Source organism: Pseudonocardia sp. DxW, from assembly GCF_058448985.1.
In genome coordinates, this window is the sequence record NZ_JBZFLK010000007.1 from 109,169 (window position 1) to 132,581 (window position 23,413).

Consider the following 23,413-nt stretch of genomic DNA (forward strand, 5'->3'; position numbering starts at 1 on the left):
TGGGGTGCGGCGATCGGGCCGGAGGGAGCGGACGGGTCAGTTCCGGGCCGGCGGCCCGCCCTGCCCGCCACCGGGCGGCGCACCACCCCCGCCCCCGGCCGGAGCCGACCCGCCGGACGGCTCGGTGCGGGTGTCCACCGGCGCGGTCAGCGCGACCGTGAAGCCGGAGGTCACGTCGCCGGTGACGGTCGCGAGCTGGGAGACGCCGCCGTCGTCGCCGAAGACGTTGTCGCTGTCCAGGGTGACCTGGGACAGCGTCCGCACGGACGACTCGTAGCCGGTGGTGGCGTAGACCGCGGTGCAGGTGTCCTCGGGCAGCGCGACCTGCGAGGTCGCGATCGCGTTCGCCGAGTCGGTGATCGACGCCTGGTCCGGGTAGACCTCGAAGTGGATGTGCGGCCAGCGCCCGGAGTAGCAGGCCGGGACGATGCTGGTGAACCGGACGAGCCCGTTCGCGTCGGCGATCTGGACGCCGCGCAGGTAGTTCTCGTCCTCCAGGCCGTCGGCGTACATCGAGTAGTTGCCGTCGCGGTCGCAGTGCCACACGTAGACGGCGGTCCCGGCGAACGGGATCCCGCCGTTCGCGAGGTCGGTGATCGTCAGCTCCAGGGTCATCGGGACGCCCTGCGCGACCGCGCTGCCGGTGCCGAAGCTGGAGCGGATGTCGCTGCGGACCATCCCGCTGTCGGCGAGCGCGTTCGGCCCGTTGGACCCGTCGCCCGGGTACGGGCCCGCGGTCTCGTCCGGGATCTCCCCCTCCGACGTCGTGGCCGCCGCGCTCGACGTCGTGCCGGACGAGCAGGCGGCCAGCCCGACCGTGACGGCGCCGAGGCCGAGCGCGGTGAGCATTCGGCGGCGGGACAGCAGGGTGCCGAGGTCGAAGCCGAGGCCCTGGTCGACCAGCTCGTCGTCGGGGCGGGGCAGCGGGCGGCCCTGGTAGCGGTTGCGTGGTTCGGTCACGGACACCAGGTTCGTCCGCCCGGCTGGGCGGGACCCCGGAACCCGCTGTGCGTCCGCTGTGCGTCCACAGGGTAGGCATGGACCATGGCCACCGCGACCGTCCGCCCCGCCACCGACGACGACGTCGACGCCATCGTGGGCATCCAGGACCGGACCTGGCGCACCGCGTACGCCGGGCTGCTGCCCGAGGAGGCGTTCGCGAGCCTCACCTCGGACGCGGCCCGGCAGCACTGGACGGACGCGGTGCACGCCGACGACGACTTCCACCTGCTGGTCGCGCAGGAGGGCGACGAGATCGTCGGGTTCGCCGCGGCCGCCCGCTATCCGGGCGCCGACGGGCTGTCGATCGCCGAGATCTCGACGTTGCTGGTCGAACCGCGGTGGGGGCGCCGCGGTCACGGCGGGCGGCTGCTGGCCACCGCGGCGGCAGCACTGCGCGCCGCGGGCGAGGAGACCGGCCGGGCCTGGGTGCCGGAGACCGATCCGGCGTCGCGCGGGTTCTACGCCCGCGCCGGCTGGCAGCCCGACGGCGCGGTCCGCACCCTGGACACCGGCAGCGGCACCCTGCGGGAGGTCCGGATGTCGGGCTCCCTGGACCTGCGGCTGATCGGCCTCGACGACGACAGCTGAGGCCGACCGGGCGCGAGCGACCCGGGCCGCTCAGACCAGGCCGAGCAGCGGTTCGAGCCCGATCGTCAACCCGGGCCGCTCCCGCACCGCGCGCACGGCGAGCAACACCCCGGGCATGAACGACGTCCGGTTCATCGAGTCGTGCCGCAGCGTCAGCACCTCGCCGTCGGTGCCCAGGATGACCTCCTGGTGGGCGATCAGCCCGGGCATCCGGACGGCGTGCACGTGCACCCCGTCGACGACGGCGCCACGGGCCCCGCCGGGATCGGTGGTGGTGGCGTCCGGGACCGGGCCGAGCCCGGCGTCGGCGCGCGCGGCGGCGACCACCGACGCGGTGCGCGCGGCGGTGCCGGACGGGGCGTCGACCTTCCCCGGGTGGTGCAGCTCGACGATCTCGGCGGAGTCGAAGAACCGCGCGGCCTGCGCGGCGAAGTGCATCATCAGCACCGCGCCGACGCCGAAGTTCGGGGCGACGAGCACGCTGCCCGAGCCGCGCTCGTCGAGCAGCGCGCGGACCTCGTCGAACCGGGCCTCGTCGAACCCGCTGGTCCCGACGACCGGGGCGACCCCGCGGCCGAGGCACTCGCGGATGTTGTCCAGCGCCGCACCGGGATGGGTGAAGTCGACGGCGACGTCGGCGCCGTCCAGCGCGGACAGGTCGTCGCCGGCGTCGAGGGCGGCCACCAGCTCGGTGTCCGGCGCATGCTCCACCGCCCGGCAGACCTCGCTGCCCATCCGGCCCATCGCACCGAGCACCGCCACCCGGATCGTCCCGCTCACCAGCACACCCCGTTCCGCCGTCGTCGTGACCGGGCGAGTCTAGGCGCCGGACGCACCGGCCGCCCTGATCACCCGACGACCAGGCCGCCGATCCACACCGCGGTCGCGAGCAGACCTGCGGCGAGTTCGATCAGGATGCTCCACCCGACGGCGGCGAGCGCCTCGCGGGCCGACCGCCAGGCCGTCGCCGCGTCCGGCAGCCGGACCAGCTCGGCCAGCCAGACCCCCAGCACGAAGCCGATGAACAGGCCGATCACCGGGATCACGAAGAAGCCGACCACGCCGAGCACCAGACCGGCCAGCAGGGTGCGGGTCGGCACCCCGGACGCCTTGAGCCGGCGGCCCGGCAGCAGGTACTTCGCGACCTGCCCGAGCACCGTCACGACGACCGCGATGCCCAGCACCCACCAGCCGACGGCGTCGCCGCGGGGCACCGCCCACACGGCCACCCCGCCGACGATCAGCAGCGGGCCGGGGAGCACCGGGAGCACGATCCCGGCCAGCCCGACGGCGATCATCAACCCGGCCAGTACCGCGAGCCCCGTCATGGGCACAGCCTGCCAGACCAGCAGATCCCGCTCTCCGTGGTCGGCACGTCACGCAAAGATCATCACGACTGTGTAAAACACTGGAACAGCATCTGGCTGCGGGCCGGGTCGGGGTGTCAGCCTCTGGCTCCCGGCCGACCCACCCCCGTCGTCGTGCCGGGGAGGGGTGCGTCGCCGCACCCCCACTCCCCTGCCCCCACCCGGGGCCCCATGAAGGAGCACGATGTACAGATCCGCCCGCAGCGGGGCACTGACCGTGTCCGCCGCGGCCCTCACCCTGGTCCTCGCCGCCTGTGGGAGCGGTCAGGGCCTCGGGATCGGGACCGGCGCCGAGCTGTCCACCCGGCCGTCGTTCAACGAGCAGCCCTACGAGAACCTGCGCGACGGCGGCACCCTGCGCACCCCGCTCAACGCGTTGAACCCGCAGTTCAACCTCTTCCACACCAGCGCGACGGGCGAGACCCGGGACCTGTGGGAGTGGTACAACCCGCTCCTGGTCACCTTCACCCCGGCCGGTGAGGCCGAGATCAACCCGGACTACCTCACCGACGCGACCGCCGAGCTCGTCGGCGGGGCCACCCGGGTCACCTACACGATCAACCCGCGTGCCGTGTTCAATGACGGCACGCCGATCGACTGGCGGGCGTTCGAGGCCACCTGGCGGGCGAACGACGGTTCCGCCCCGGCCCGGACCTCGCGCTCGGTCGCCACGTTCGGCCGGATCGCCTCGGTCACCCGCGGCGCCGACGACCGGCAGGCCGTCGTCACCTACGACGGCGTGAACGTCTGGTGGCAGGGCACCTTCACCACCCTGCTGCACCCGTCGGCGGCCGCGGTCGACGCGTTCAACACCGGCTACCTGAACAACCCGCGACCGGAGTGGGGGGCCGGCCCCTACACGGTCGCCGCGACCGACCTGCAGACCGGGAGCATCACCTTCGAGCGCAATCCCGCCTGGTGGGGTCGCCCCGGCCGGCTGGACAGCCGCACGTTCACCGTGATGGAGCCGCAGGCCGCGGTGAACGCCTTCCGCAACGGTGAGCTGGACGCCACCCGGGTCGCCGGCGCCGAGCCGCTCACCCAGGCAGGTTCGGTGCCCGACGCCGAGATCCGGATCAGCGGCACGACGGCCGTATCGCTGTTCACCCTGAACAGCACCGCCCCGGCGCTGCGCGATCCCGCCGTGCGGCGCTCGGTGCTGGAAGGCATCGACCGCGAGCAGCTCATCGAGATCGCCTTCCAGGGCATGGGCTACACCGAGGAGCTGCCCGGGTCGCTGGTCCTGCAGCCCAACCAGCCGGGCTACCGGGACAACCTGGCCGAGCTGCTGCAGTTCGACCCGGCGGCCGCCCGCGCCGGGCTGGACGCCGCGGGCTGGGCCCCCGGGCCGGACGGCATCCGGGTCTCCGGCGGGGAGCGGCTGACGCTGTCCTACGTCCGGTTCACCGACAGCCCGACCAGCCGGGCCTTCGGGATGGCGCTGACCGCGATGATGCGGGAGATCGGCGTCGAGCTCCAGGACCGTCAGGTCCCGATGAGCGAGTACCCCGCCGTCCTCGCCGAACGCGACTTCGACATCGTGACGAGTGGCTTCGGCGCCGAGACCCCCTACGGCGTCGCGACGCTCTGCCAGCTGTACTGCTCGGACAGCCAGCTGAACAAGTCCGGCACCGGCAACTCCGGGCTGGACACCGAGCTGCAGGCGGTCGGCGGGCTGCCCACCGCGGAGGAGCAGCTGGCCGCCGCCAACGAGGTGGAACGGGTCGCGCTGGCCAACTACGGCGTGCTCCCGCTCGGGTCCGGCCCGACCGCCTGGGCCGCCCGGCAGGGGCTGGCGAACGTCGGTGCCTCGCTGTTCGCCCGCCCGCTGCCCGAGACGGTCGGCTGGCAGTCCGGTAGCTGACGTCACCCCGGCCCCGGCGACCGGTGGGTCGCCGGGGCCCGGGCACCACCACCAGAAAGGGAGCACCGTGCTCCGCTACCTCCTGCGCCGGGGCGCGGGCTGGCTGGCGATGATCGTCGTCGCCACCAACCTCACCTACCTCCTGGCGAACGCCTTCCTCGATCCGCGGGTCAACTACTTCCAGCTGCGCCCGCCGCGCACCGACGAGGAGATCGCCCGCGCGCTGGCGCAGTACAACCTCGATCCGGGCACCCCGCTGGCGCAGCGCTGGTGGACCTGGATCACCGGGATTCTCACCCGCTGGGACTGGGGCTCCTCCCCCGTCGGGGACAGCGTCAACGATCAGGTCGCGTTCCGGGTGGTGATGTCGGGCCAGCTGGTGTTCGGGGCGCTGGTGCTCTCGATCCTGGTCGGGGTGGCGCTGGGGGTGTACTCGGCGCAGCGGCAGTACCGGCTCGGTGACCGGGTCGCCCAGCTCGTCTCGGTGATCACCCTGAACACCCCGGTCGCGGTGGCCGGTCTGGTGGTGGTCGTCGCGGCCATCACGGTCAACCAGGCCGTCGGCAGCACCCTGTTCTCGGTGGCCGGGGCGCAGACGCCGGGCGTCACCGGGTTCTGGCCGGTGCTGGTCGACCGGGTGCAGCACCTGGTCCTGCCGACGATCTCGCTGCTCGTCACCAGCTACGCCGGCTACCACATGCTGCAGCGCGCGATGATGCTCGACGTCGTCGGCTCCGACTTCGTCCGCACCGCACGCGCCAAGGGGCTCACCCGCGACCAGGCGATCCGCCGGCACGGCCTACGCAGCTCGCTGATCCCGGTCGCCACCCAGGTCGCGTTCGCCATCCCGGCGCTGTTCACCGGCTCGGTGCTCACCGAGAAGATCTTCGCCTGGCAGGGCATGGGCGACTACCTGGTGCGGACGGTCTCCGAGAACGACGTTCACGGCGTCGTCGCGACGGCGGCCTTCGCCGCGCTGGCCACCGCGATCGGCGCGATCCTGGCCGACGTCGCCGTGGTCGCGCTCGACCCGAGGGTGCGGGTGAGCTGAGATGACCACGATCCGCACTGCACCGCGCCGCGGGCGGGCCGCCCTGCTGTGGCGCCGCTACCGGCGCAGCGCGCCCGCCGTGGCCGGGCTCGCGATCTTCGCGACGCTCGTCTCGTTCACGCTGGTCGGCGACCTGTTCACGCCCTACGGGCACACCGACGTCGACTTCACCGCGCTCACCCAGGGGCCGTCCGCGGAGCACCCGTTCGGCACGACCGCCGGCGGGAACGACGTCTACGCCCAGGCCGTGCACGGGCTCCAGCGCTCGCTGCTGATCGCCGTCTCGGTGTCCCTGCTGACCACGCTGGCCGCGGCGGTCGTGGGCTCGACGGCCGCCTACCTCGGCGGCGGTGGTGCCTGGGGCCGGCGCGGCGAGCGCGCCGTGCTCGGCGTCGTGCACTTCCTGATGGTGGTGCCCGCGTTCCTGATCCTCTCGCTGGCCTCGCAGTGGGGCTCCGGCGACTACCGGATCCTGATCCTGGCGCTGTCCGCGCTCGGCTGGATGACCGGCGCCCGGGTGGTGTGGACGGTCGTCACCACGTTGCGCGAGCGCGAGTACGTGCAGGCCGCACGGTTCATGGGTGTGCGCGGCCCGGTGATCGTGCTCCGCCACCTGATCCCGAACATCGGCTCGCTGCTGATCGTCAGCTTCACGATCACAGTCGTCTCCGTCGTCCAGGCCGAGACCGCGCTGTCGTTCATCGGCTTCGGCGTGCAGGTCCCGGACGTCTCGCTGGGCACGATGCTCGCCGACGGCGCCTCCTCGATGACGACGGCGCCGTGGCTGCTCACCGTCCCCGCGACGCTGCTGGTGCTCACCACGGTCTCGCTGGCGCTGGTCGGCGACGGCCTGCGCGACGCCCTCGATCCCACCTCGCAGGCCGGAGGCCGTGCATGAACCCGGTGCTGTCGGTACGCGACCTGCACGTCACGTTCCCCTCCGAGGCGGGCCCGGTCCGGGCGGTCCGCGGTGTCGACTTCGACCTGCTCCCGGGGCGGACCCTCGGTGTCGTCGGCGAGTCCGGTTCCGGCAAGTCGGTCACCTCGCTGGCGGTGATGGGCCTGCTGCCGGGCACCGCCACGGTGACCGGGTCGATCCGGCTCGGCGGCGACGAGCTCGTCGGGCTCGGCGACCGCGCCCTCTCCCGGGTCCGCGGCCGGGACATCGGCATGGTCTTCCAGGACCCGCTGTCCTCGCTCACCCCGATCTTCACCGTCGGCGACCAGCTGGTCGAGGCGATCCGAACGCACCGCGGCCTGCGTCGCCCGGCGGCCCGGTCGCGCGCCGCCGAGCTTCTCGACATGGTGGGCATCCCGGATCCGGAGCGACGGTTGCGCTCGTTCCCGCACGAGTTCTCCGGTGGGATGCGGCAGCGCGTGATGATCGCGATGGCGATCGCGAACGAGCCGAAGCTGATCATCGCGGACGAGCCGACCACCGCGTTGGACGTCACCGTCCAGGCCCAGGTGCTCGACGTCCTCAAGGTCGCCCGGGACGAGACCGGCGCCGCCGTCGTGCTCATCACCCACGACCTGGGGGTGGTCGCCGGCACCGCCGACGACGTGCTGGTCATGTACGCCGGCCGCCCGGTCGAGACGGCGCCGGTGCAGGACCTGTTCGACGCGCCCCGGATGCCCTACACACTGGGCCTGCTCGGCGCGGTGCCGCGGGTCGACTCGGTGGACCGCAGGCCGCTCGTCCCGGTGCCGGGCAGCCCGCCGACCCCGGTGGCGCCGCCCGCCGGCTGCGCGTTCGCGGACCGCTGCCCGGTCGCCGTCGACGCCTGCCGGGGCGCCGAGCCGCCGTTGCTGCCGCTGCCCGGCTCCCCGGCGCACGCCGCCGCCTGCGTCCGCACCGGCGAGATCATCGACGGCGCGATCGGCGGGCGGCCCGTCTTCGGGGTCCCGGAGGCGCCCGCCGCCGGTCCGGACGACCGGGACCGGCGGGAGCCGGTGCTGTGGGTGCAGCACCTGCGCCGCAGCTACCCGCTGATGACCGGCTCGCTGATCCGGCGCCGGATCGGCACCGTGCACGCGGTGTCCGACGTGGATCTCGACATCCGGCGCGGCGAGACGCTCGGGCTGGTCGGCGAGTCCGGCTGCGGCAAGACGACGACGCTGCTGGAGCTGATGAACCTGCGGCCGCCGGAGGGCGGGCGGATCGAGATCGCCGGCACCGACGTCGCCACGGTTCGGCGCAGCGCGGACCGCGCCGCGCTGCGCCGGGAGATCCAGATAGTGTTCCAGGACCCGATGGGCGCGCTGGACCCGCGGATGACCGTCGCCGACATCCTCGCCGAGCCGCTGCGGGCCGCCGGACGGCCGGGCCGGGACCGGATCGCCGCCCGGGTGGACGAGCTGATGGCGATGGTCGGGCTCGATCCGGCGCACGCCGAGCGGTTCCCGGCGGCGTTCTCCGGCGGGCAGCGGCAGCGGATCGGCATCGCCAGGGCGCTGGCCTGCGAGCCGTCGCTGCTGGTGCTCGACGAGCCGGTGTCCGCGCTGGACGTGTCGGTGCAGGCCGGGGTGCTGAACCTGCTCGCCGGGCTGCAGCGGGAGCTCGGGCTGAGCTATCTGTTCGTCGCGCACGACCTGTCGGTGGTCCGCCACGTCGCCGACCGGGTCGCGGTGATGTACCTGGGCCGGATCGTCGAGTCCGGCTCGGTCGCGGACGTGTTCGGGAACCCGCGGCACCCGTACACCCAGGCGCTGCTGTCCGCGGTCCCGGTGCCGGACCCGCGGGTCGAGCGCAGCCGCGAGCGGATCGTGCTGACCGGGGACCTGCCGAGCCCGACCGGGGAGCCGGCCGGGTGCGCGTTCGTCGACCGGTGCCCGCTGGCCCGCACCCTGTCCGGCGCCGAGCTCGACCGCTGCCGGACCGAGATCCCGCTGCTCGCCGCGAAGGACGACGGCGGCGACCCCGCCGGCGGCGACCACCGCAACGCCTGTCACCACGCCAACGGCTCCTGACCCCCGAGGAGAACCATGCCCGGACCCCTGCCCGGACCGCGACCCGGACCGATGCTGACCGCGGCGCTGTCCGCGCTCGCCCTGGTGCTGACCGCCTGCGGTGCCGGGGCGGGCACCGGTGAGGTCCGCACCGGGGCGGAGCTGTCGGCCGTCCCCGCGTTCAACGAACAGCCCTACGAGAACGTCCGCGACGGCGGCACGGTCACGCTGCCGCTGCGCTCCGACCTGAACCCGCAGTTCAACCGGCACCAGGGCGACGCGACGCTGGACACGCTGACCGTGTGGCGCTGGTACAACCCGGTGCTGGTCACCTTCACGCCGCAGGGCGAGCCGCGGTTCAATCCCGACTACCTGGTCTCCGCGGTCGACGAGCGAATCGGCGACGACACCCGGATCACCTACACGATCAACCCGCGGGCGGTGTTCAACGACGGCACGCCGATCGACTGGCGGGCCTTCGAGGCGACCTGGCGGGCCCGCAACGGCCGGGACGCCGCCTACATCGCCCAGTCCACCGACGGGTTCGACCGGATCGCCTCGGTCACCCGGGGGGCCGACGACCGGCAGGTCGTCGTCACCTTCGACGGCGTGCACGCCTGGTGGCCCGGGCTGTTCCCCGAGCTGGTGCATCCGGCGGTGGCCGCCGATCCGGCCGTGTTCAACCAGGGCTACCTGAACGAGCCGCATCCGGAGTGGGGCGCCGGGCCGTACACGGTCGCCGCGCACGACCGGCAGAACTCGACGATCACCTTCGAGCGCAACCCGGCGTGGTGGGGCCGCCCCGGGAAGCTGGACCGGGTCACCCTGGTCCAGATGGAGCCGACGGCGAAGATCAACGCCTTCCGCAACGGCCAGCTCGACGCCACCGAGGCGGAGAGCGCCGACCTGCTCGCCCAGGCCCGGTCCGCGCCCGGCGCCGACGTCCGGATCAGCGCCCGGACGGCGTCGTTCCTGCTCACCGTCAACAGCGCGGCACCGCTGCTGGGCGACCCGGGCGTGCGCCGGGCGATCATGCAGGGCGTCGACCGCGGACAGCTCGTGGACATCGCCTTCCAGGGGATGGACTACACCGAGGAGCCGCTCGGCTCGCTGATGCTCAAGCCCTACCAGGAGGGGTACCGGGACAACCTGTCCGCCGTCGTCGACGGCGGGCCGGAGGCCGCCGCCGCGGGCCTCGACGCGCTCGGCTGGGTCCCCGGCCCGGACGGGATCCGGGTCCAGGACGGCACCCCGCTGTCGATCACCTTCGTGCAGGTCGGCGACACCCCGGCCAGCCGGGCCGCCTCGGGGGCGCTGGTCGCCATGATGCGGGCGATCGGCGTCGAGCTGCAGGTCCGCCAGGTGCCGGCCGGGGACTTCCCGGCCGTCCTCGCGAACAAGGAGTTCGACCTGCTCCTGTCCGGGTTCTTCTCGCTGGACCCGTACGGGATCGCCGGCATCTGCCAGCTGTACTGCTCCACCTCGCAGCTGAACAACTCCGGCACCGGCACCCCGGAGCTCGACGCGCAGCTGCAGCGGGTCGCGACGCTGCCGACACCCGGCGAGCAGTTCGCCGCCGCCAACGCCGCCGAGGAGCAGGCGCTGGCCGGCTACGGGCTGCTGCCGCTCTACGCCGGCCCGGAGACCTGGGTGACCCGGTCCGACCTGGCGAACGTCGGCGCGTCGCTGTTCCAGCGGCCGCTGCCGGAGACCATCGGCTGGACCGGCTGACCCGGTGGGTGGCCGCCGCCGCGGCGGCGGCCACTCACAGGTCGCGCAGCGACGCCGGCAGTGCGTCGACCTCGTCGAACGGCCCGACGACGGCCGCCGTGAGCGGCTGGTCGAGCAGTTCGGCGGCGACCACGGCCACCTCGTCGGCGGTGACGGCGGCGATCCGGGCGAGGCTGTCCCCGACCGACCGCTGCCGGCCGTGGTCGAGCTCCGCGCGGCCCAGCCGGTTCATCCGGGACGCGGTGTCCTCGCAGCCCAGGACGAGCCCGCCGCGCAGCGAGCCCTTGGCCCGGGCCACCTCGGCGTCGGTCAGGCCGTCGGTGGCGACCTCGCCGAGCACGTCCCGCACCACGGCGACGACCTCGCCCAGCCGCTCGGGGGCGCATCCGGCGTAGACCGAGAGGGCGCCCGCATCGGCGTACCGGACGGTCGACGAGTACACCTGGTAGGCCAGTCCGCGCTGCTCACGCACCTGCTGGAACAGTCGCGAGGACAGCCCGCCGCCGAGCGCGGCGTTCAGCACGGCGAGCACCGGGCGGGTGTGCGCGTGCCGGCCCGCGGTCGGCACGCCGAGCATGACGTGGGCCTGCTCGGACTCGTCGGGCTGCAGGCCGAGCGCGCCGGTCCGGTCCGGCCGCACCCCGGTCGAGGTGCGCGGCGGTACCGCGCGGGCGGTCGCCCGGGCCCGGCTCGCCGACGCCAGCGCGTCCCCGACGAGCTCGACGATCCGGTCGTGCTCCAGATTCCCGGCGGCGGCGACGACCATCCGCGGGGTCGTGTACTCGCCCTGCCAGAACGTGTGCAGGGTGTCCCGGCTCATCGCCCGGATCGACTCCTCGGTGCCGATCACCGGGCGGCCGAGCGGATGGTCCCCGAACAGGGTCTGGTCGAACAGGTCGCCGAGCAGGTCCTCCGGGTCGTCGTCGCGCATCGAGATCTCCTCGAGCACGACGCCCCTTTCCAGCTCGACGTCGGTGTGCGCCAGCTCGGCGTCGGTGACGACGTCGGCCAGCAGGTCCACCGCCAGCGCGACGTCGGTGTCCAGCACGTGCGCGTAGTAGCAGGTGTGCTCCTTGGCGGTGAACGCGTTGAGCTCACCGCCGACCGCGTCCATCTCCTCGGCGATCCCGGCCGCGGTGCGCCGCCGGGTGCCCTTGAAGAGCAGGTGCTCCAGGAAGTGCGCGGCACCGGCCTGGGCCGGTGACTCGTCGACCGAGCCGATGCCGATCCAGATGCCGAGCGCCACCGAGCGGACGCCCGGCACCGACTCGGTCACCAGCCGGACCCCGCCGGGCAGCTCGCTGCGCCGCACGGTGTCCGGCGGCCCGCCGATGTCGGCGGGCACGCGGGCGGCGGCCCGGGAACCCTCGGGTCCCCGGGCCGCCGTCACGTCGCCGTTCGTCTCGGCCAACTGATCAGCTCTGGTCGGCCGTGGCCTCGGCCGGCTCGTCGGCCGGAGCCTCCGTGGGGGCGTCCGCCGCGTCCGCGGCCGCAGCGCCCTCCTCCTGCACCGGCACCAGGCTGATCTTGCCCCGATTGTCAATGTCGGTGACCTCGACGCGCAGCTTGTCGCCGACCTTGACGACGTCCTCGACCTTGCCGATCCGCTTCCCGTTGCCGAGCTTCGAGATGTGGACCAGGCCGTCCTTGCCGGGGACCAGCGAGACGAAGGCACCGAACGCGGCGGCCTTGACCACCGTGCCCAGGAACCGCTCGCCGACCTTCGGCAGCTGCGGGTTGGCGATCGCGTTGATCATGCCGATCGCCTCCTCCGCGGAGGGGCCGTCGTTCGCGCCGACGTAGATCGTGCCGTCGTCCTCGATCGAGATGTCGGCACCGGTCTTCTCGGTGATCGAGTTGATCATCTTGCCCTTCGGGCCGATGACCTCGCCGATCTTGTCGACCGGGACCTTCACCGCGGTGACCCGCGGCGCGTACCTGCTCATCTCGTCCGGGCCGTCGATGGCCTCGCCGATCACCTCGAGGATGGTCAGGCGGGCGTCCTTGGCCTGGTTCAGCGCGGCGGCGAGCACCTCGGACGGGATGCCGTCGAGCTTGGTGTCGAGCTGCAGCGCGGTGACGAACTCCTTGGTGCCGGCGACCTTGAAGTCCATGTCGCCGAAGGCGTCCTCGGCACCGAGGATGTCGGTCAGCGCCACGTACTTCGTCTCGGGCTGCCCGGCTGCGTTCTCGACCTGGTCGGAGACCAGGCCCATCGCGATGCCCGCGACCGGCGCCTTCAGCGGCACACCGGCGTTGAGCAGCGACATCGTGGACGCGCAGACCGAGCCCATCGAGGTCGAGCCGTTCGAGCCCAGGGCCTCGGAGACCTGCCGGATCGCGTACGGGAACTCGTCGCGCGAGGGCAGCACCGGGATCAGGGCCCGCTCGGCCAGCGCGCCGTGCCCGATCTCGCGGCGCTTCGGCGAGCCGACCCGGCCGGTCTCACCGGTCGAGTACGGCGGGAAGTTGTAGTGGTGCAGGTAGCGCTTGCGCGTCTCCGGCCCCAGCTGGTCGATCTGCTGCTCCATGCGGAGCATGTTCAGCGTGGTGACACCCATGATCTGGGTCTCGCCACGCTCGAACAGCGCCGAGCCGTGCGCCCGCGGGACGACCTCGACCTCGGCCGACAGCGGCCGGATGTCGGTCAGCCCGCGGCCGTCGATCCGGACCTGGTCGGTCAGGATCCGGCGGCGGATCAGCTTCTTGTTCAGCGCCCGGAAGGCGTTGCCCAGCTCGGACTCGCGCCCGGTGAAGCGCTCGCCCAGCTTGTCCAGCACCGACGCCTTGATCTCGTCGGTGCGGGTCTCCCGCTCCTGCTTGCCGGCGATGGTCAGCGCCTGCGCCAGCTCCTGCTCGACGGCCTCGGAGACGGCCTCGAAGGCGTCCGGCTGGTAGGCCGGGAACACCGGGTAGTCGGCGGTCGGCTTGGCCGCGACGTCGGCCAGCTGCTGCTGGGCGACGCACAGGCTGCGGATGAACGGCTTGGCCGCCTCCAGCCCGTCCGCGACGACGGCCTCGGTCGGGGCGGCGGCGCCGCCGGCGACGAGATCGATCGTGTTCTCGGTGGCCTCGGCCTCGACCATCATGATCGCGACGTCGTCACCGACGATCCGGCCCGCGACGACCATGTCGAACGCGGCGTGCTCGAGCTGGTCGTGGGTCGGGAACGCGACCCACTGAGACGACGGCGCGGCGTCGGTGCCGTCGCCCGCGATGAGCGCGACCCGGACGCCGCCGACCGGGCCGGAGAACGGCAGGCCGGCGAGCTGGGTGGACGCCGACGCGGCGTTGATCGCCACGACGTCGTAGGGGTCCTTCGGGTCGAGCGACATGACCGTCACGACGACCTGGATCTCGTTGCGCAGGCCGTCCACGAAGGACGGGCGCAGCGGGCGGTCGATCAGGCGGCAGGTCAGGATCGCGTCGGTGCCCGGGCGGCCCTCGCGGCGGAAGAACGAGCCGGGGATCCGGCCCGCGGCATACATCCGCTCCTCGACGTCCACCGTCAGCGGGAAGAAGTCGAACTGGTCCTTCGGCCGCTTGGAGGCGGTCGTCGCGGACAGCAGCATGGTCTCGTCGTCCAGGTAGGCGACGACGGATCCGGCGGCCTGCCGGGCGAGCCGGCCGGTCTCGAACCGGACGGTGCGGGTGCCGTGGGCACCGTTGTCGATGACGGCGGTGCTCTCGTGCACGCCGTCCTCAGAGATGACGTCAGTCATACGGGGATGTCTCTCCTCGTCGTTGGGAGTGTGTCTCGGCTCCCCACCACCGACGACGTCCGGCTCGATCCCCTGCTGGGCCGGTCTTCGATCGAAGCCCCCGGCAACGCGTGTTCCCGGGAGCCACTACCGAGGACCGGCGGATGTCCGGTCGTCCCGCGGTGGGTGGGGTTTCAGTTGTGGAACGACCCGGCACCGGGGATCCGGTGCCAGGTCGACGGTGCGGGTCTAGCGGCGCAGACCCAGCTTCTCGATCAGTGCGCGGTACCGCGCGACGTCGACCGCACGCAGGTACTTGAGCAGCCGGCGACGACGACCGACCAGCAGCAGCAGGCCGCGCCGGCTGTGGTGGTCGTGCTTGTGCTGCTTCAGGTGCTCGGTCAGACCGATGATGCGCTGCGTCAGCAGCGCCACCTGGGCCTCGGGGGACCCGGTGTCGGTGGCGTGGGTGCCGTACTTCTCGAGCGTGCTCTTCTTCTCGGCCGTGGACAGGGCCACTACAACTCCTTCATCGTGTCGACGGTCCGTGGTGCCGTACCACCTCGGAACGGGTGGCAGGTAGTCGGTCGCGGCCGCCACGGACTGCAGCCGGACCCGGGTGAAACGGTACCAGCGCCCCACTTCCGGACCGTCGCCGACCCGCGGGGCGGGCGGCTCAGCGGGGCAGCCGGGCGGCCAGGCCGTCCAGCACGATCGCCAGCTTGACCGGGTAGGCGCCGCGCGGCGCGGCGATCAGCCCGCGCATGCCCGGGTCGTCCCGCCGGGCCCGGTCCTGCGCGGCCCGGTCGAGCCCCTCCAGCGCGGCCGCGGTGTCCAGCGCCAGGTCGGCGACCATGTCCAGGGCGACCAGCGCGTCCGCCGGGGCGAACCCGTGGCGTTCGAGATCCGCCCGGACCCGCCCGACCTCGGCGACCACCGCGGCCGGCGGCGCCGGCAGGCTCCTGATCAGCCCGGCCGCCCCCGGCCGGCGCCCGGCCAGCTCCCACAAGGTGTCCCCCACGCGGTGAGCAGCTCCCGCCGGCCGGTCCCGGCCCGGGGCCGGTCGGCCTCCCGGGCGAGCCGGTCGGCGGCCGCGGCGAGCAGGTCGTCCCGGTCGCGGACGTGCCCGTAGAGCGTCGAGTGGTGCACGCCCAGGTGGGCGGCGACGGCGGTGAGCGTGAGCGAGCCGGGCCCGACCCATGCGCCCCCTCCCCCGCGCGGCCGCCGCGCTCGTCCTCCTGCTGCTCGCCGGGTGCTCGGGCGGGACCGTCGCCGCCGAGCCGGAACCCGCCGGCACCCGCACCGTCACCCACGAGCGCGGCACCGTCGAGGTCCCGGCCGATGCCCGGTCGGTCGTCGCGCTCGACGAGTACGCCGGGCTCAACCTGCTCACCGTCGGCGTCCGGCCGGTCGCCGTGTTCGGCGGCCTGTCCTCCGAGCTCGCGGCGACCGTCCTGGGCGACGCCGGGATCGCCGTCACCCCGGCCCCGACGATGATCACCAGCCCGGACCTGGAGGCGATCGCCGCCGCGCCGGGCGTCATCGTCCCGACCTCGCCGGGATCGCTGCTCGACACCACCTACCCGCAGCTGTCCGCCGTCGCACCGACCGTCGTGCTGCCGTTCGAGGGCGACTGGCGGGAACCGGTCCGGGTGGCCGGGGCCGCGTTCGGCGCCGAGGACCGGGCCGCGGCCGTGGCCGGCGTCCTGGAGGACCGGCTGGCCGCGCTGCGCGAGGTGACCGCGCGGCAGCCGCTGGAGCTGTCGGTGCTCGGCTCGTTCCAGGACGTGCTCTGCTCCCCGGCGCCGGCGAACCCGGGGTCCCGGCTGGTCGCCGACGCCGGCATCACCCGGCCGGCACCCGAGCTCGCGGCCGCCGCGGGGGCGTCGGCGTCGACCGTCCCGGTGTCCGCCGAGACCCTCCCCGGGCACGACGCGGACGTCGTCGTCGTGCTCGGCGGGTCGATCTGCGACGCCGACGCGGTCACCGGGCGGCCGCGCTGCAGGCGGCGGCGGACACCGCGGGCTGATCCTCACCGGCCCAGCGGGACCCGGTACACGGCGCGGTACACCGGGGCACCCGCCGGATCACCGCCCGCCGGGGCACCGTGCGCCGGATCGCTGCGCACCAGCAGCGCCTCGGTGGGTGTCCACCACGGTCCCGGGGCCGGGTCCGGGTCCGTCCGCTCCCGCGGCGGCGCGGCCCGCTCCGCGGTGCGGGAGCGGCGGGCCAGGGTCAGGTGCGCCCGGAACCCGGCCGGCCCGGCCCCGGCCCGGGCCGCCAGGCCGGCCAGGGCGCCCGCGGGCTGCACCCCCGCCCACAGCACGCCCGGGAAGCGGCCGGTCCCGGCGAGCCTCAGCCGCGGCGCCGGGGCCCCGGCCAGTGCCGTGTCGAGCGCACCGGCGAGCCGCGCCGGATCGTCCTCGCCGTGGAAGCACAGCGTGACGTGCCAGTTCTCCGGGGGCACCGGCCGCCATCCACCCCCCGGCGGCCAGGGCCGCTGCGCCAGGGCCGCCCGGAGGGCCGCCACCACCGGGGCCGGCGGCCACAGCGCCGTGAACAACCGCATCGTCCCTCCAGGGTCGCCGTCCGGTGATCGTCGCACCGCTCAGCGCCGGGACGCGGCCCGGCGCAGCACCTCGGCCAGCTCCGGGAACGAGGTCGCCAGCTCCGCCGCCGCGGCGACCAGCCGGGCCGGGCTGCTCACCCCGCGCAGCGCGTCGTCCGGGTGCGGGGCCGCGTCCCGGCCCGGGGTGCGGGCCCGGGCCGGTGACGGCGACGGATCGGCGCCGCAGCAGCAGCCGGCGTCGCCACCCCACGGGGTGGCCGTGGCCCGGACCCGGTCCAGCAGGCCGGCCACCTCGCCGGGCGGCACCGGTCCCCGGGAGACCCGCCGGTCCAGCGCCACCATCCGGCCCAGCACCGCCGGATCGCCGATCTTCACCCGGCGCGCGCCGGACAGCTGGCTGAGCATCGCCGGGCTCAGCCCCAGCGCCGTCGCGAGCCGGGCCTGGGTGATCCCCAGTGCGGTCGTGAGCCGGTGCACCCGCTCCCCCAGCGGCTCGCCGTAGAGCTCGCGCTGCCGGGCGCGGTTCTCCGCCAGCGGGTCGCGATCGGGCCGGTCGGCGGGCACGTCGTCCATGCCCCGATCCTCGGGCCGGAGCCGCACCCGACGGAGCGCTTCGGGCCGGGGAGGGGGTTTCCACTCAACGCCCGCCCGGCGCGGTGGATCAGGCCGGTTCGTCGTCCGGGCCGAGCGCGCCGCCGGAGGCGGTGAGGATCGTCCGGGTGTCCGCGACGTCCTTGCCCATCTGCGCGATCAACGGCTCGACGCCGTCGAAGTGCTCCTGCCCGCGCAGCCGCTCGACGAACTCGACGCCGACCTCGTGCCCGTAGAAGTTCTCGTCGACCTCGAGCACGTAGGCCTCGACGGTGCGCACCCGGCCGGAGAACGTCGGGTTGGTGCCGACCGAGATCGCGGTCATCAGCCGGCGCTCGCCGATCCGGAACCAGCCGGCGTAGACGCCGTCCGCGGGGATCGCGGTGTGCGGCGGGCAGGCCACGTTGGCGGTCGGGAAGCCCAGGTCACGGCCGCGCTTGTGGCCGTGCACGATCACCCCGTCCACCCGGTGCCAGCGGCCCAGCGCGTGCGCGGCGTCCCGGACGTCCCCGGCGTCGATGCAGGAGCGGATGTAGGTGGAGGAGAAGGTCACGTCGTTCTCCGAGATGAGATCCAGTGCCTCGCAGGAGAACCCGAACCGGCGGCCCAGCTCGGCCAGTGCCGTCACGTCACCGGCCGCCCGGTAGCCGAAGGTGAAGTTGCTGCCGACGACGACGACGGCGGTGTGCAGCCGGTCGACCAGGATCTCGTGCACGAACCCGGCGGGCTCGGTCCGGGAGAGCTGCTCGGTGAACGGGATGACGCAGAACACGTCGGCGCCGCGCTCGGCGACCAGCTCCGCGCGCCGGTCCAGGGTGGACAGCCGCGCCGGATGGGTGCCCGGCCGGATCAGCTCCGCCGGGTGCGGGTCGAAGGTCACCACGACGGCGGGCAGATCGCGCTCGCGGGCCCGCCGCACCGCGCGGTCGATCAGCTCACGGTGCCCGCGGTGCACCCCGTCGAACACGCCGATGGTGACGACGCACCGCCCCCAGCCGGGCGGAACGGCCTCCAGACCACGCCAGCGCTGCACGGCCGCGAGCCTACGGAACGGCTCCCCGGCCCCCGCGGTCAGCCCGCCGGTGCCAGCACCACGACCGGGCGGGCGGAGCTGCCGCGGTCGGCCATCAGGGCGAGCGCGGCGCCGTCCGGGCCGAACACGCCGTAGGTGCCGGGGATCCCGGCGGGCGGCAGCGACCGGCCGATGCGGACGTCGGTGGCGGCGGTGTCGTCGACGTCGACCCGGGGGAACGCCGTCGCGACCGCGGCCGCGAGGTCCAGCGACAGCCCGGGCGCGGCGGCCAGCTCGTCGACGGTGCGGGCGTGCTCCAGGGTGAAGGGCCCGACCCGGGTGCGGCGCAGCGCCGTCAGGTGCCCGCCGGTCCCGAGCGCGGCACCGAGATCGCGGGCGAGCGCCCGGACGTAGGTGCCCGAGGAGCACTCGACGGCGACGTCGAGGTCCAGGAACGGCTCGTCCCGGCGGAGCGCCAGCAGGTCGAACGCCGACACGGTGACCGGCCGGGCCGGGATCACCACGGTCTCGCCGTCGCGCACCCGCTGGTAGGCCCGCTTGCCGTCGATCTTGACCGCGGACACCGCGCTCGGGACCTGCTCGATGTCACCGGTCAGCCGCGCCATCCGCGCGCGGACCTCGTCGGCGCCGGCGTCGACCGGCACCGGTTCGCCCAGCGGGTCGCCCTCGGCGTCGTCGGTGTCGGTGCCGAGGCCCAGCCGGACCGTCGCGGTGTAGGCCTTGGTGTCCAGCGACAGGTGGCCGAGCAGCTTGGTCGCCCGCTCGATCCCGACGACGAGCACGCCGGTCGCCATCGGGTCCAGGGTGCCGGCGTGCCCGACCTTGCGGGTGCCCATGATCCGGCGCAGCTTCCCGACGACGTCGTGGCTGGTGGGCCCGCGGTCCTTGTCGACGATCACGAGGCCGGGCGGCGGGGGCGGGACGCGGGGTGGCACGGGCGACGATCGTAGGAGCAGGCGCTCAGCGCGCCAGCCGGTACCCGACCCCGCGGACGGTCAGCACCACGTCGCGCTCGCCGAGCTTGGACCGCAGCGACGCGACGTGCGCCTCCAGCGTGCGGGCCGCGGAGGCGTCGGCGATCCCCCAGACCTGCTCGAGCAGCTCGGTGCGCGGCAGCACCGCGCCCTCCCGGCGGGCGAGCGCGGCGAGCAGGTCGAACTCCTTGCGGGTCAGCGCGATCTCGGCGCCGCCCGCGGTGACCGCGCGCCGGTCCAGGTCGACGGTCACGTCGCCGACGGTCACGGTGGCCGCGACCGCGGCACCGGTGGCGCGGCGGAGCACGGCGTCGATCCGGGCCAGCAGCTCCTCGGTGGAGATCGGCTTCACCAGGTAGTCGTCGGCGCCGGAGCGCAGGCCCTGCACCCTTGCCGCGACGTCGCCGCGGCCGGTGATCGCCAGGATCGGCACCCGGGAGCGCTCCCGGATCTCCCGGCAGACGCCGAGACCGTCGCGGTCGGGCAGTCCCATGTCGAGCAGGACCACGTCCGGTTCCCGCTCGGCGACCGCGGCCAGCGCAGCCGTGCCGCTGCCGACCAGCTCGGTCGGGAACCCGTTCCGGACCAGGGTGCGCCGCAGCGCATCGCCCAGGATCGGGTCGTCCTCGACCAGGAGCACGCGCACGTCACCAGCCTAACCGTGCTTCCTCAAGGGTTCCTCAAACCCGGTGCCCGTTCCGTTGCAGCGGCTCACGGTCGGCCCGCAGTGTTCTCGCACCGAACGCGTCGAGGAGGACGGACATGGCCGAGGTTGGCGCTGCAGCCGGCTCACCCGGGCAGGGGGCCACCCCCACCCGCCGGAAGAAGAAGGTCTACACCCAGCTCTGGTTCTGGGTGATCATCGGTATCGCCGCGGGCATCGCGCTGGGCCTCGTCGCCCCGGACGCGGCGAAGCAGTTCAAGTGGCTCGCGGACACCTTCATCCAGATGATCAAGGTGATCGTCGGCCCGGTGATCTTCTGCACGGTCGTCGTGGGCATCGCCTCGCTCGGCAACCTGGCCCGGGCCGGCGGGCTGGCGCTGCGGGCGCTGGCCTACTTCCTGCTGATGACGGTGATCGCCCTGTCGATGGGCCTGATCGCCGCGAACGTCTTCCAGCCCGGCGCCGGTTTCGAGGCCGCGCCGACGCCGGAGCAGCTCGAGCAGGCCTCCGAGCAGTTCCAGACCGGCAGCTCGGAGTCCGGCGTCATCCCCTTCATCCAGGACTCGCTGCTCCCGCAGAGCTTCTTCGGCCCGTTCGTCGACAACTCGGTGCTGCAGGTGCTGGTGCTGGCGATCCTGACCGCCTGCGCCATCTCGTCGCTGAACGACGGCCTGCGCACCCGCCTGGTCGGCGGCATCGAGTCGATCGCCCAGGTCATCTTCGGCATCATCAAGATCATCATGTGGGCGGCGCCGGTCGCCGCGTTCGGCGGCATGGCCTACACGGTCGGCCAGTTCGGTTCGGCGTCGCTGGCCAACCTGGCGCTGCTGATGGCGGTCTTCTGGGGCACGTGCGCGGTGTTCGTCGTGGTGGTGCTGGGGATCGTGTCCCGGATCGCCGGGTTCAGCATCTTCAAGGTCATCCGGCTGGTGAAGGACGAGCTGCTGATCATCGTCGGCACCTCGTCGTCGGAGTCGGTGCTGCCGCGGCTGCTCACCAAGCTGCAGTCGGCGGGCGCGTCCAAGCAGACCGTCGGCATGGTCATCCCGACCGGCTACTCGTTCAACCTCGACGGCACCTGCATCTACCTGACCCTGGGTGCGCTGTTCATCATCCAGGCCGGCGGCGCGTCGCTGCCGATCGGCGTGCAGATCGGCCTGGCCGTGCTGATGGTGCTCACCTCGAAGGGCGCCGCCGGCGTCACCGGTGCCGGCCTGGTCACCCTGGCCGCGTCGCTGCAGGCGTTCGGCGGTGAGTTCTTCACCCCGGAGGCGATCGTCGTCGGGCTGGCCCTGATCGTCGGCATCGACCGCGTGATGTCCGAGGGCCGGGCGCTGACCAACTGCATCGGCAACGTCGTCGCGACCCTGGTCGTCGCCCGCTGGAACGGCGAGCTGGACCGCGAGCGGCTCACCGCGGTGCTCGACGACCCGACGCTGGTCGAGGCCGACATGGAGGCCGCGCACGGCAGCTCGCCGGCGCCGGTGGAGCCCGTCGCCGGGGACGAGGAGCCCCGCGAGAAGGTCGGCGCGAACGCCTGACCCGGCGGCCCGCCTCCCCGTGACCGGCTCCCGGACCACCCTGCCACCCCCGCGGTGGCAGGGTGGTCCCGTGCGCCGGCCATCGCGTCCCTCCCTGCGCCGGTCCCGGCTGGTCCGACGGCTGTTCGTGCTGCAGGTGGTGACGGTGCTGCTGACCGTCGGGAGCCTCACCGCGCTCGGCGTCGTCGGGGCCCGGGAGCTGGAGCACGACGCCGCGGCCCGGCTCACCACCGCCACCGCGCTGAGCGTGGCCGCGGACCCGGAGGTCGTCGAGGCGCTGCGGGCCGGCGGCGACGTGGACGCGCTGTCCGCGCGGCTGCAGCCGGTCGCCGAGCGGATCCGGATCGCGACCGGCACCAGCTTCATCGTCGTCATGTCCCCGGACGGCATCCGGTACAGCCACTACGACCCGACCCGGATCGGCGGCCCCTACCAGGGCAACATCGCCCCGGCGCTGGCCGGGCGCACCGACACCGAGATCTACCCGGGCACCCTGGGCCCGTCGGTCCGCACCGTCACACCGGTCGTCATGGACGGTCGGATCGCCGCCGTCGTCTCGGTGGGGGTGCTGCAGACCCGGATCTCCGACCTGGCACTGCGCTGGCTGCCCGCGATCGTCGTCGCCGCCGGGACCGCCCTGCTGCTCGGGCTCGGGCTCGCCGCGCTGCTGGCCCGGCGGCTGCGCCGGCAGACCCTCGGCCTGGAACCCGAGGAGATCACCGCCGCCTACACCCATCACGAGGCGGTGCTGCACGCCGTCGGCGAGGGCCTGCTGGTCGTCGACGGCGACGGCCGGCTGGTCGTGGTGAACGCCGAGGCGCTGCGGCTGCTGGCCCCGGCGGACCCCCGCGACGCCGCGCCGGGGCGGCCGCTGTCCGGGCTCGGGATCGATCCCGCGGTGCTGTCCGTGCTCCGGCGCGGGCTGCGCGAGAACCTGCACGACGCGACCGCGCTCGCCGGGGAGCGGATGCTGCTGGTCAACAGCAGGCACGCCGGTCCGGCCGCGGGCCCCGGCACCCGGGTGTTCACCCTGCGCGACCGCACCGAGCTCGCCGGGGTGCTGCGCGAGCGGGATCTCGCCCGGGACAAGGTCGCCGCGCTGTCCGGTCAGGCACACGAGTTCGCGAACCGGCTGCAGACCGTGCTCACCCTGATCGAGCTCGGCGACACCTCGGACGCCGCCGCCGCGGGTTCCGCGGCGCTCGACCGGACCCGCGGCCCCGGGGCACGGGTCACCGCCGAGGTCCACGACCCGGTGCTCGCCGCCCTGCTCGCCGACAAGGCCTGGCAGGCCGCCGAGTACGACGTCGCCTTCGAGATCACTGACGCCTGCGATCCCGGCGTGCTGCCCGACCAGCGGCTCCCGTTCGCCGCCGACGATCTCGTCTCGCTGGTCGGGAACCTCGTCGACAACGCCATCGAGGTGGTCGCCGAGCTCCCCCGCGACACCGAGCGCCGGGTCTCGGTCATCCTCCGCACCACCGGCGACGAGCTGCTCGCCGAGGTCGCCGACAGCGGTCCCGGAGTGCCCGAGGAGACCGCGAGCGAGCTGTTCACCTTCGGGTTCAGCACCCGCGCGACGCCGGAGGGCCGGCCACGCGGGATCGGGCTCGCACTGGTCGACCGGATCACCCGGCGGCTCGGGGGGACGGCCGCCGTCGGGACCCGGGACGACGGCAGCGGCGCCGTCTTCACCGTCCGGCTCCCGCTGGCGGGGCGGAGCCCGGCGCCCGGTCCCACGGGCTCGCCCGCCGCGCACTGACCGCCGGGTTGCGGCCCCGACCGGCC

The 23,413-nt window shown here is 74.1% G+C and carries 20 protein-coding genes and 1 pseudogene; 9 read left to right on the forward strand and 12 right to left on the reverse strand.

Annotation, left to right across the window (positions count from 1 at the left end):
• Positions 1-36 precede the first annotated feature (36 nt).
• Positions 37-960, reverse strand: a complete 924-nt coding sequence (locus tag ACVJO7_RS12890; protein WP_491673063.1) for an intradiol ring-cleavage dioxygenase — start codon at positions 958-960, stop codon at positions 37-39.
• An 84-nt stretch (positions 961-1,044) separates the two neighbouring features.
• Here ACVJO7_RS12890 and ACVJO7_RS12895 point away from each other — a divergent pair, with 84 nt between their 5' ends.
• The gene (locus ACVJO7_RS12895) at positions 1,045-1,590 is read left to right on the forward strand and encodes a GNAT family N-acetyltransferase (RefSeq protein ID WP_491673064.1); all 546 of its coding nucleotides are present in this window, start codon (positions 1,045-1,047) and stop codon (positions 1,588-1,590) included.
• A gap of 30 nt (positions 1,591-1,620) precedes the next feature.
• Here ACVJO7_RS12895 and dapB read toward each other — a convergent pair whose 3' ends face one another.
• Positions 1,621-2,370, reverse strand: coding sequence for a 4-hydroxy-tetrahydrodipicolinate reductase (gene dapB / locus ACVJO7_RS12900; RefSeq protein ID WP_491673065.1), 750 nt, complete (start codon positions 2,368-2,370; stop codon positions 1,621-1,623).
• Between the two features lie 68 nt (positions 2,371-2,438).
• Complete coding sequence (locus ACVJO7_RS12905; protein ID WP_491673066.1) at positions 2,439-2,918, reverse strand: DUF456 domain-containing protein; 480 nt, start codon at positions 2,916-2,918, stop codon at positions 2,439-2,441.
• 223 nt (positions 2,919-3,141) lie between these two features.
• Here ACVJO7_RS12905 and ACVJO7_RS12910 point away from each other — a divergent pair, with 223 nt between their 5' ends.
• The 5 genes from ACVJO7_RS12910 (at position 3,142) to ACVJO7_RS12930 (ending at position 10,552) form a co-directional block, all read left to right on the forward strand.
• On the forward strand, positions 3,142-4,821 hold the full coding sequence (locus tag ACVJO7_RS12910) for an ABC transporter family substrate-binding protein (RefSeq protein ID WP_491673067.1): 1,680 nt from the start codon (positions 3,142-3,144) through the stop codon (positions 4,819-4,821).
• A gap of 67 nt (positions 4,822-4,888) precedes the next feature.
• Positions 4,889-5,872, forward strand: coding sequence for an ABC transporter permease (locus tag ACVJO7_RS12915; RefSeq protein ID WP_491673068.1), 984 nt, complete (start codon positions 4,889-4,891; stop codon positions 5,870-5,872).
• Between the two features lies 1 nt (position 5,873).
• Positions 5,874-6,770, forward strand: a complete 897-nt coding sequence (locus ACVJO7_RS12920) for an ABC transporter permease (protein WP_491673069.1) — start codon at positions 5,874-5,876, stop codon at positions 6,768-6,770.
• Entirely contained in the window at positions 6,767-8,842 is a 2,076-nt protein-coding gene (locus ACVJO7_RS12925; protein WP_491673070.1) for an ABC transporter ATP-binding protein, read from the forward strand. The genes ACVJO7_RS12920 and ACVJO7_RS12925 overlap by 4 nt, the downstream gene beginning before the upstream one ends.
• A 15-nt stretch (positions 8,843-8,857) precedes the next feature.
• Complete coding sequence (locus tag ACVJO7_RS12930) at positions 8,858-10,552, forward strand: ABC transporter family substrate-binding protein (RefSeq protein WP_491673071.1); 1,695 nt, start codon at positions 8,858-8,860, stop codon at positions 10,550-10,552.
• Between the two features lie 34 nt (positions 10,553-10,586).
• Here the strand turns inward: ACVJO7_RS12930 and ACVJO7_RS12935 are convergent, their stop codons facing one another.
• The 5 genes from ACVJO7_RS12935 to ACVJO7_RS12955 form a co-directional block, all read right to left on the reverse strand.
• Entirely contained in the window at positions 10,587-11,897 is a 1,311-nt protein-coding gene (locus tag ACVJO7_RS12935; protein WP_491673201.1) for a M16 family metallopeptidase, read from the reverse strand.
• 70 nt (positions 11,898-11,967) lie between these two features.
• Entirely contained in the window at positions 11,968-14,274 is a 2,307-nt protein-coding gene (locus ACVJO7_RS12940) for a polyribonucleotide nucleotidyltransferase (protein WP_491673072.1), read from the reverse strand.
• A 228-nt stretch (positions 14,275-14,502) separates the two neighbouring features.
• Positions 14,503-14,772 (reverse strand): 30S ribosomal protein S15, encoded by a 270-nt coding sequence (gene rpsO, locus ACVJO7_RS12945; protein WP_093337181.1) that lies wholly within the window; start codon positions 14,770-14,772, stop codon positions 14,503-14,505.
• 157 nt (positions 14,773-14,929) lie between these two features.
• The gene (locus tag ACVJO7_RS12950) at positions 14,930-15,274 is read right to left on the reverse strand and encodes a hypothetical protein (protein ID WP_491673073.1); all 345 of its coding nucleotides are present in this window, start codon (positions 15,272-15,274) and stop codon (positions 14,930-14,932) included.
• Positions 15,220-15,402 (reverse strand): hypothetical protein, encoded by a 183-nt coding sequence (locus ACVJO7_RS12955; RefSeq protein WP_491673074.1) that lies wholly within the window; start codon positions 15,400-15,402, stop codon positions 15,220-15,222. The genes ACVJO7_RS12950 and ACVJO7_RS12955 overlap by 55 nt, the downstream gene beginning before the upstream one ends.
• Before the next feature lie 344 nt (positions 15,403-15,746).
• Here ACVJO7_RS12955 and ACVJO7_RS12960 point away from each other — a divergent pair.
• Positions 15,747-16,202: pseudogene (locus ACVJO7_RS12960) on the forward strand (ABC transporter substrate-binding protein); the annotation flags it as partial.
• A gap of 83 nt (positions 16,203-16,285) precedes the next feature.
• Here ACVJO7_RS12960 and ACVJO7_RS12965 read toward each other — a convergent pair.
• The 4 genes from ACVJO7_RS12965 to ACVJO7_RS12980 form a co-directional block, all read right to left on the reverse strand.
• Complete coding sequence (locus tag ACVJO7_RS12965; protein ID WP_491673202.1) at positions 16,286-16,822, reverse strand: 2'-5' RNA ligase family protein; 537 nt, start codon at positions 16,820-16,822, stop codon at positions 16,286-16,288.
• Between the two features lie 661 nt (positions 16,823-17,483).
• Positions 17,484-18,446 carry a bifunctional riboflavin kinase/FAD synthetase gene (locus tag ACVJO7_RS12970; protein ID WP_491673075.1) on the reverse strand — a complete coding sequence of 321 codons (963 nt, stop codon included), beginning with the start codon at positions 18,444-18,446 and terminating at the stop codon, positions 17,484-17,486.
• Positions 18,447-18,484: 38 nt separating this feature from the next.
• Positions 18,485-19,381 (reverse strand): tRNA pseudouridine(55) synthase TruB, encoded by an 897-nt coding sequence (truB, locus tag ACVJO7_RS12975; protein WP_491673076.1) that lies wholly within the window; start codon positions 19,379-19,381, stop codon positions 18,485-18,487.
• Between the two features lie 25 nt (positions 19,382-19,406).
• Complete coding sequence (locus tag ACVJO7_RS12980) at positions 19,407-20,066, reverse strand: response regulator transcription factor (RefSeq protein WP_491673077.1); 660 nt, start codon at positions 20,064-20,066, stop codon at positions 19,407-19,409.
• 116 nt (positions 20,067-20,182) lie between these two features.
• On the opposite strand from ACVJO7_RS12980, the gene ACVJO7_RS12985 reads away from it, so the two are divergent.
• Positions 20,183-21,625 (forward strand): cation:dicarboxylate symporter family transporter, encoded by a 1,443-nt coding sequence (locus tag ACVJO7_RS12985; RefSeq protein WP_491673078.1) that lies wholly within the window; start codon positions 20,183-20,185, stop codon positions 21,623-21,625.
• A 70-nt stretch (positions 21,626-21,695) separates the two neighbouring features.
• Entirely contained in the window at positions 21,696-23,387 is a 1,692-nt protein-coding gene (locus ACVJO7_RS12990; protein WP_491673079.1) for a sensor histidine kinase, read from the forward strand.
• Positions 23,388-23,413: the final 26 nt, after the last annotated feature.

Excerpts from the sequence above, each read along its gene's own strand:
- ACVJO7_RS12985 (WP_491673078.1), top strand. The coding sequence starts at position 20,183 with ATGGCCGAGGTTGGCGCTGCAGCCGGCTCACCCGGGCAGGGGGCCACC.
- ACVJO7_RS12905 (WP_491673066.1), bottom strand. The coding sequence starts at position 2,918 with ATGACGGGGCTCGCGGTACTGGCCGGGTTGATGATCGCCGTCGGGCTG.
- ACVJO7_RS12925 (WP_491673070.1), top strand. The coding sequence starts at position 6,767 with ATGAACCCGGTGCTGTCGGTACGCGACCTGCACGTCACGTTCCCCTCC.
- ACVJO7_RS12920 (WP_491673069.1), top strand. The coding sequence starts at position 5,874 with ATGACCACGATCCGCACTGCACCGCGCCGCGGGCGGGCCGCCCTGCTG.
- ACVJO7_RS12910 (WP_491673067.1), top strand. The coding sequence starts at position 3,142 with ATGTACAGATCCGCCCGCAGCGGGGCACTGACCGTGTCCGCCGCGGCC.
- ACVJO7_RS12965 (WP_491673202.1), bottom strand. The coding sequence starts at position 16,822 with ATGCGGTTGTTCACGGCGCTGTGGCCGCCGGCCCCGGTGGTGGCGGCC.
- ACVJO7_RS12895 (WP_491673064.1), top strand. The coding sequence starts at position 1,045 with ATGGCCACCGCGACCGTCCGCCCCGCCACCGACGACGACGTCGACGCC.
- ACVJO7_RS12940 (WP_491673072.1), bottom strand. The coding sequence starts at position 14,274 with ATGACTGACGTCATCTCTGAGGACGGCGTGCACGAGAGCACCGCCGTC.
- ACVJO7_RS12930 (WP_491673071.1), top strand. The coding sequence starts at position 8,858 with ATGCCCGGACCCCTGCCCGGACCGCGACCCGGACCGATGCTGACCGCG.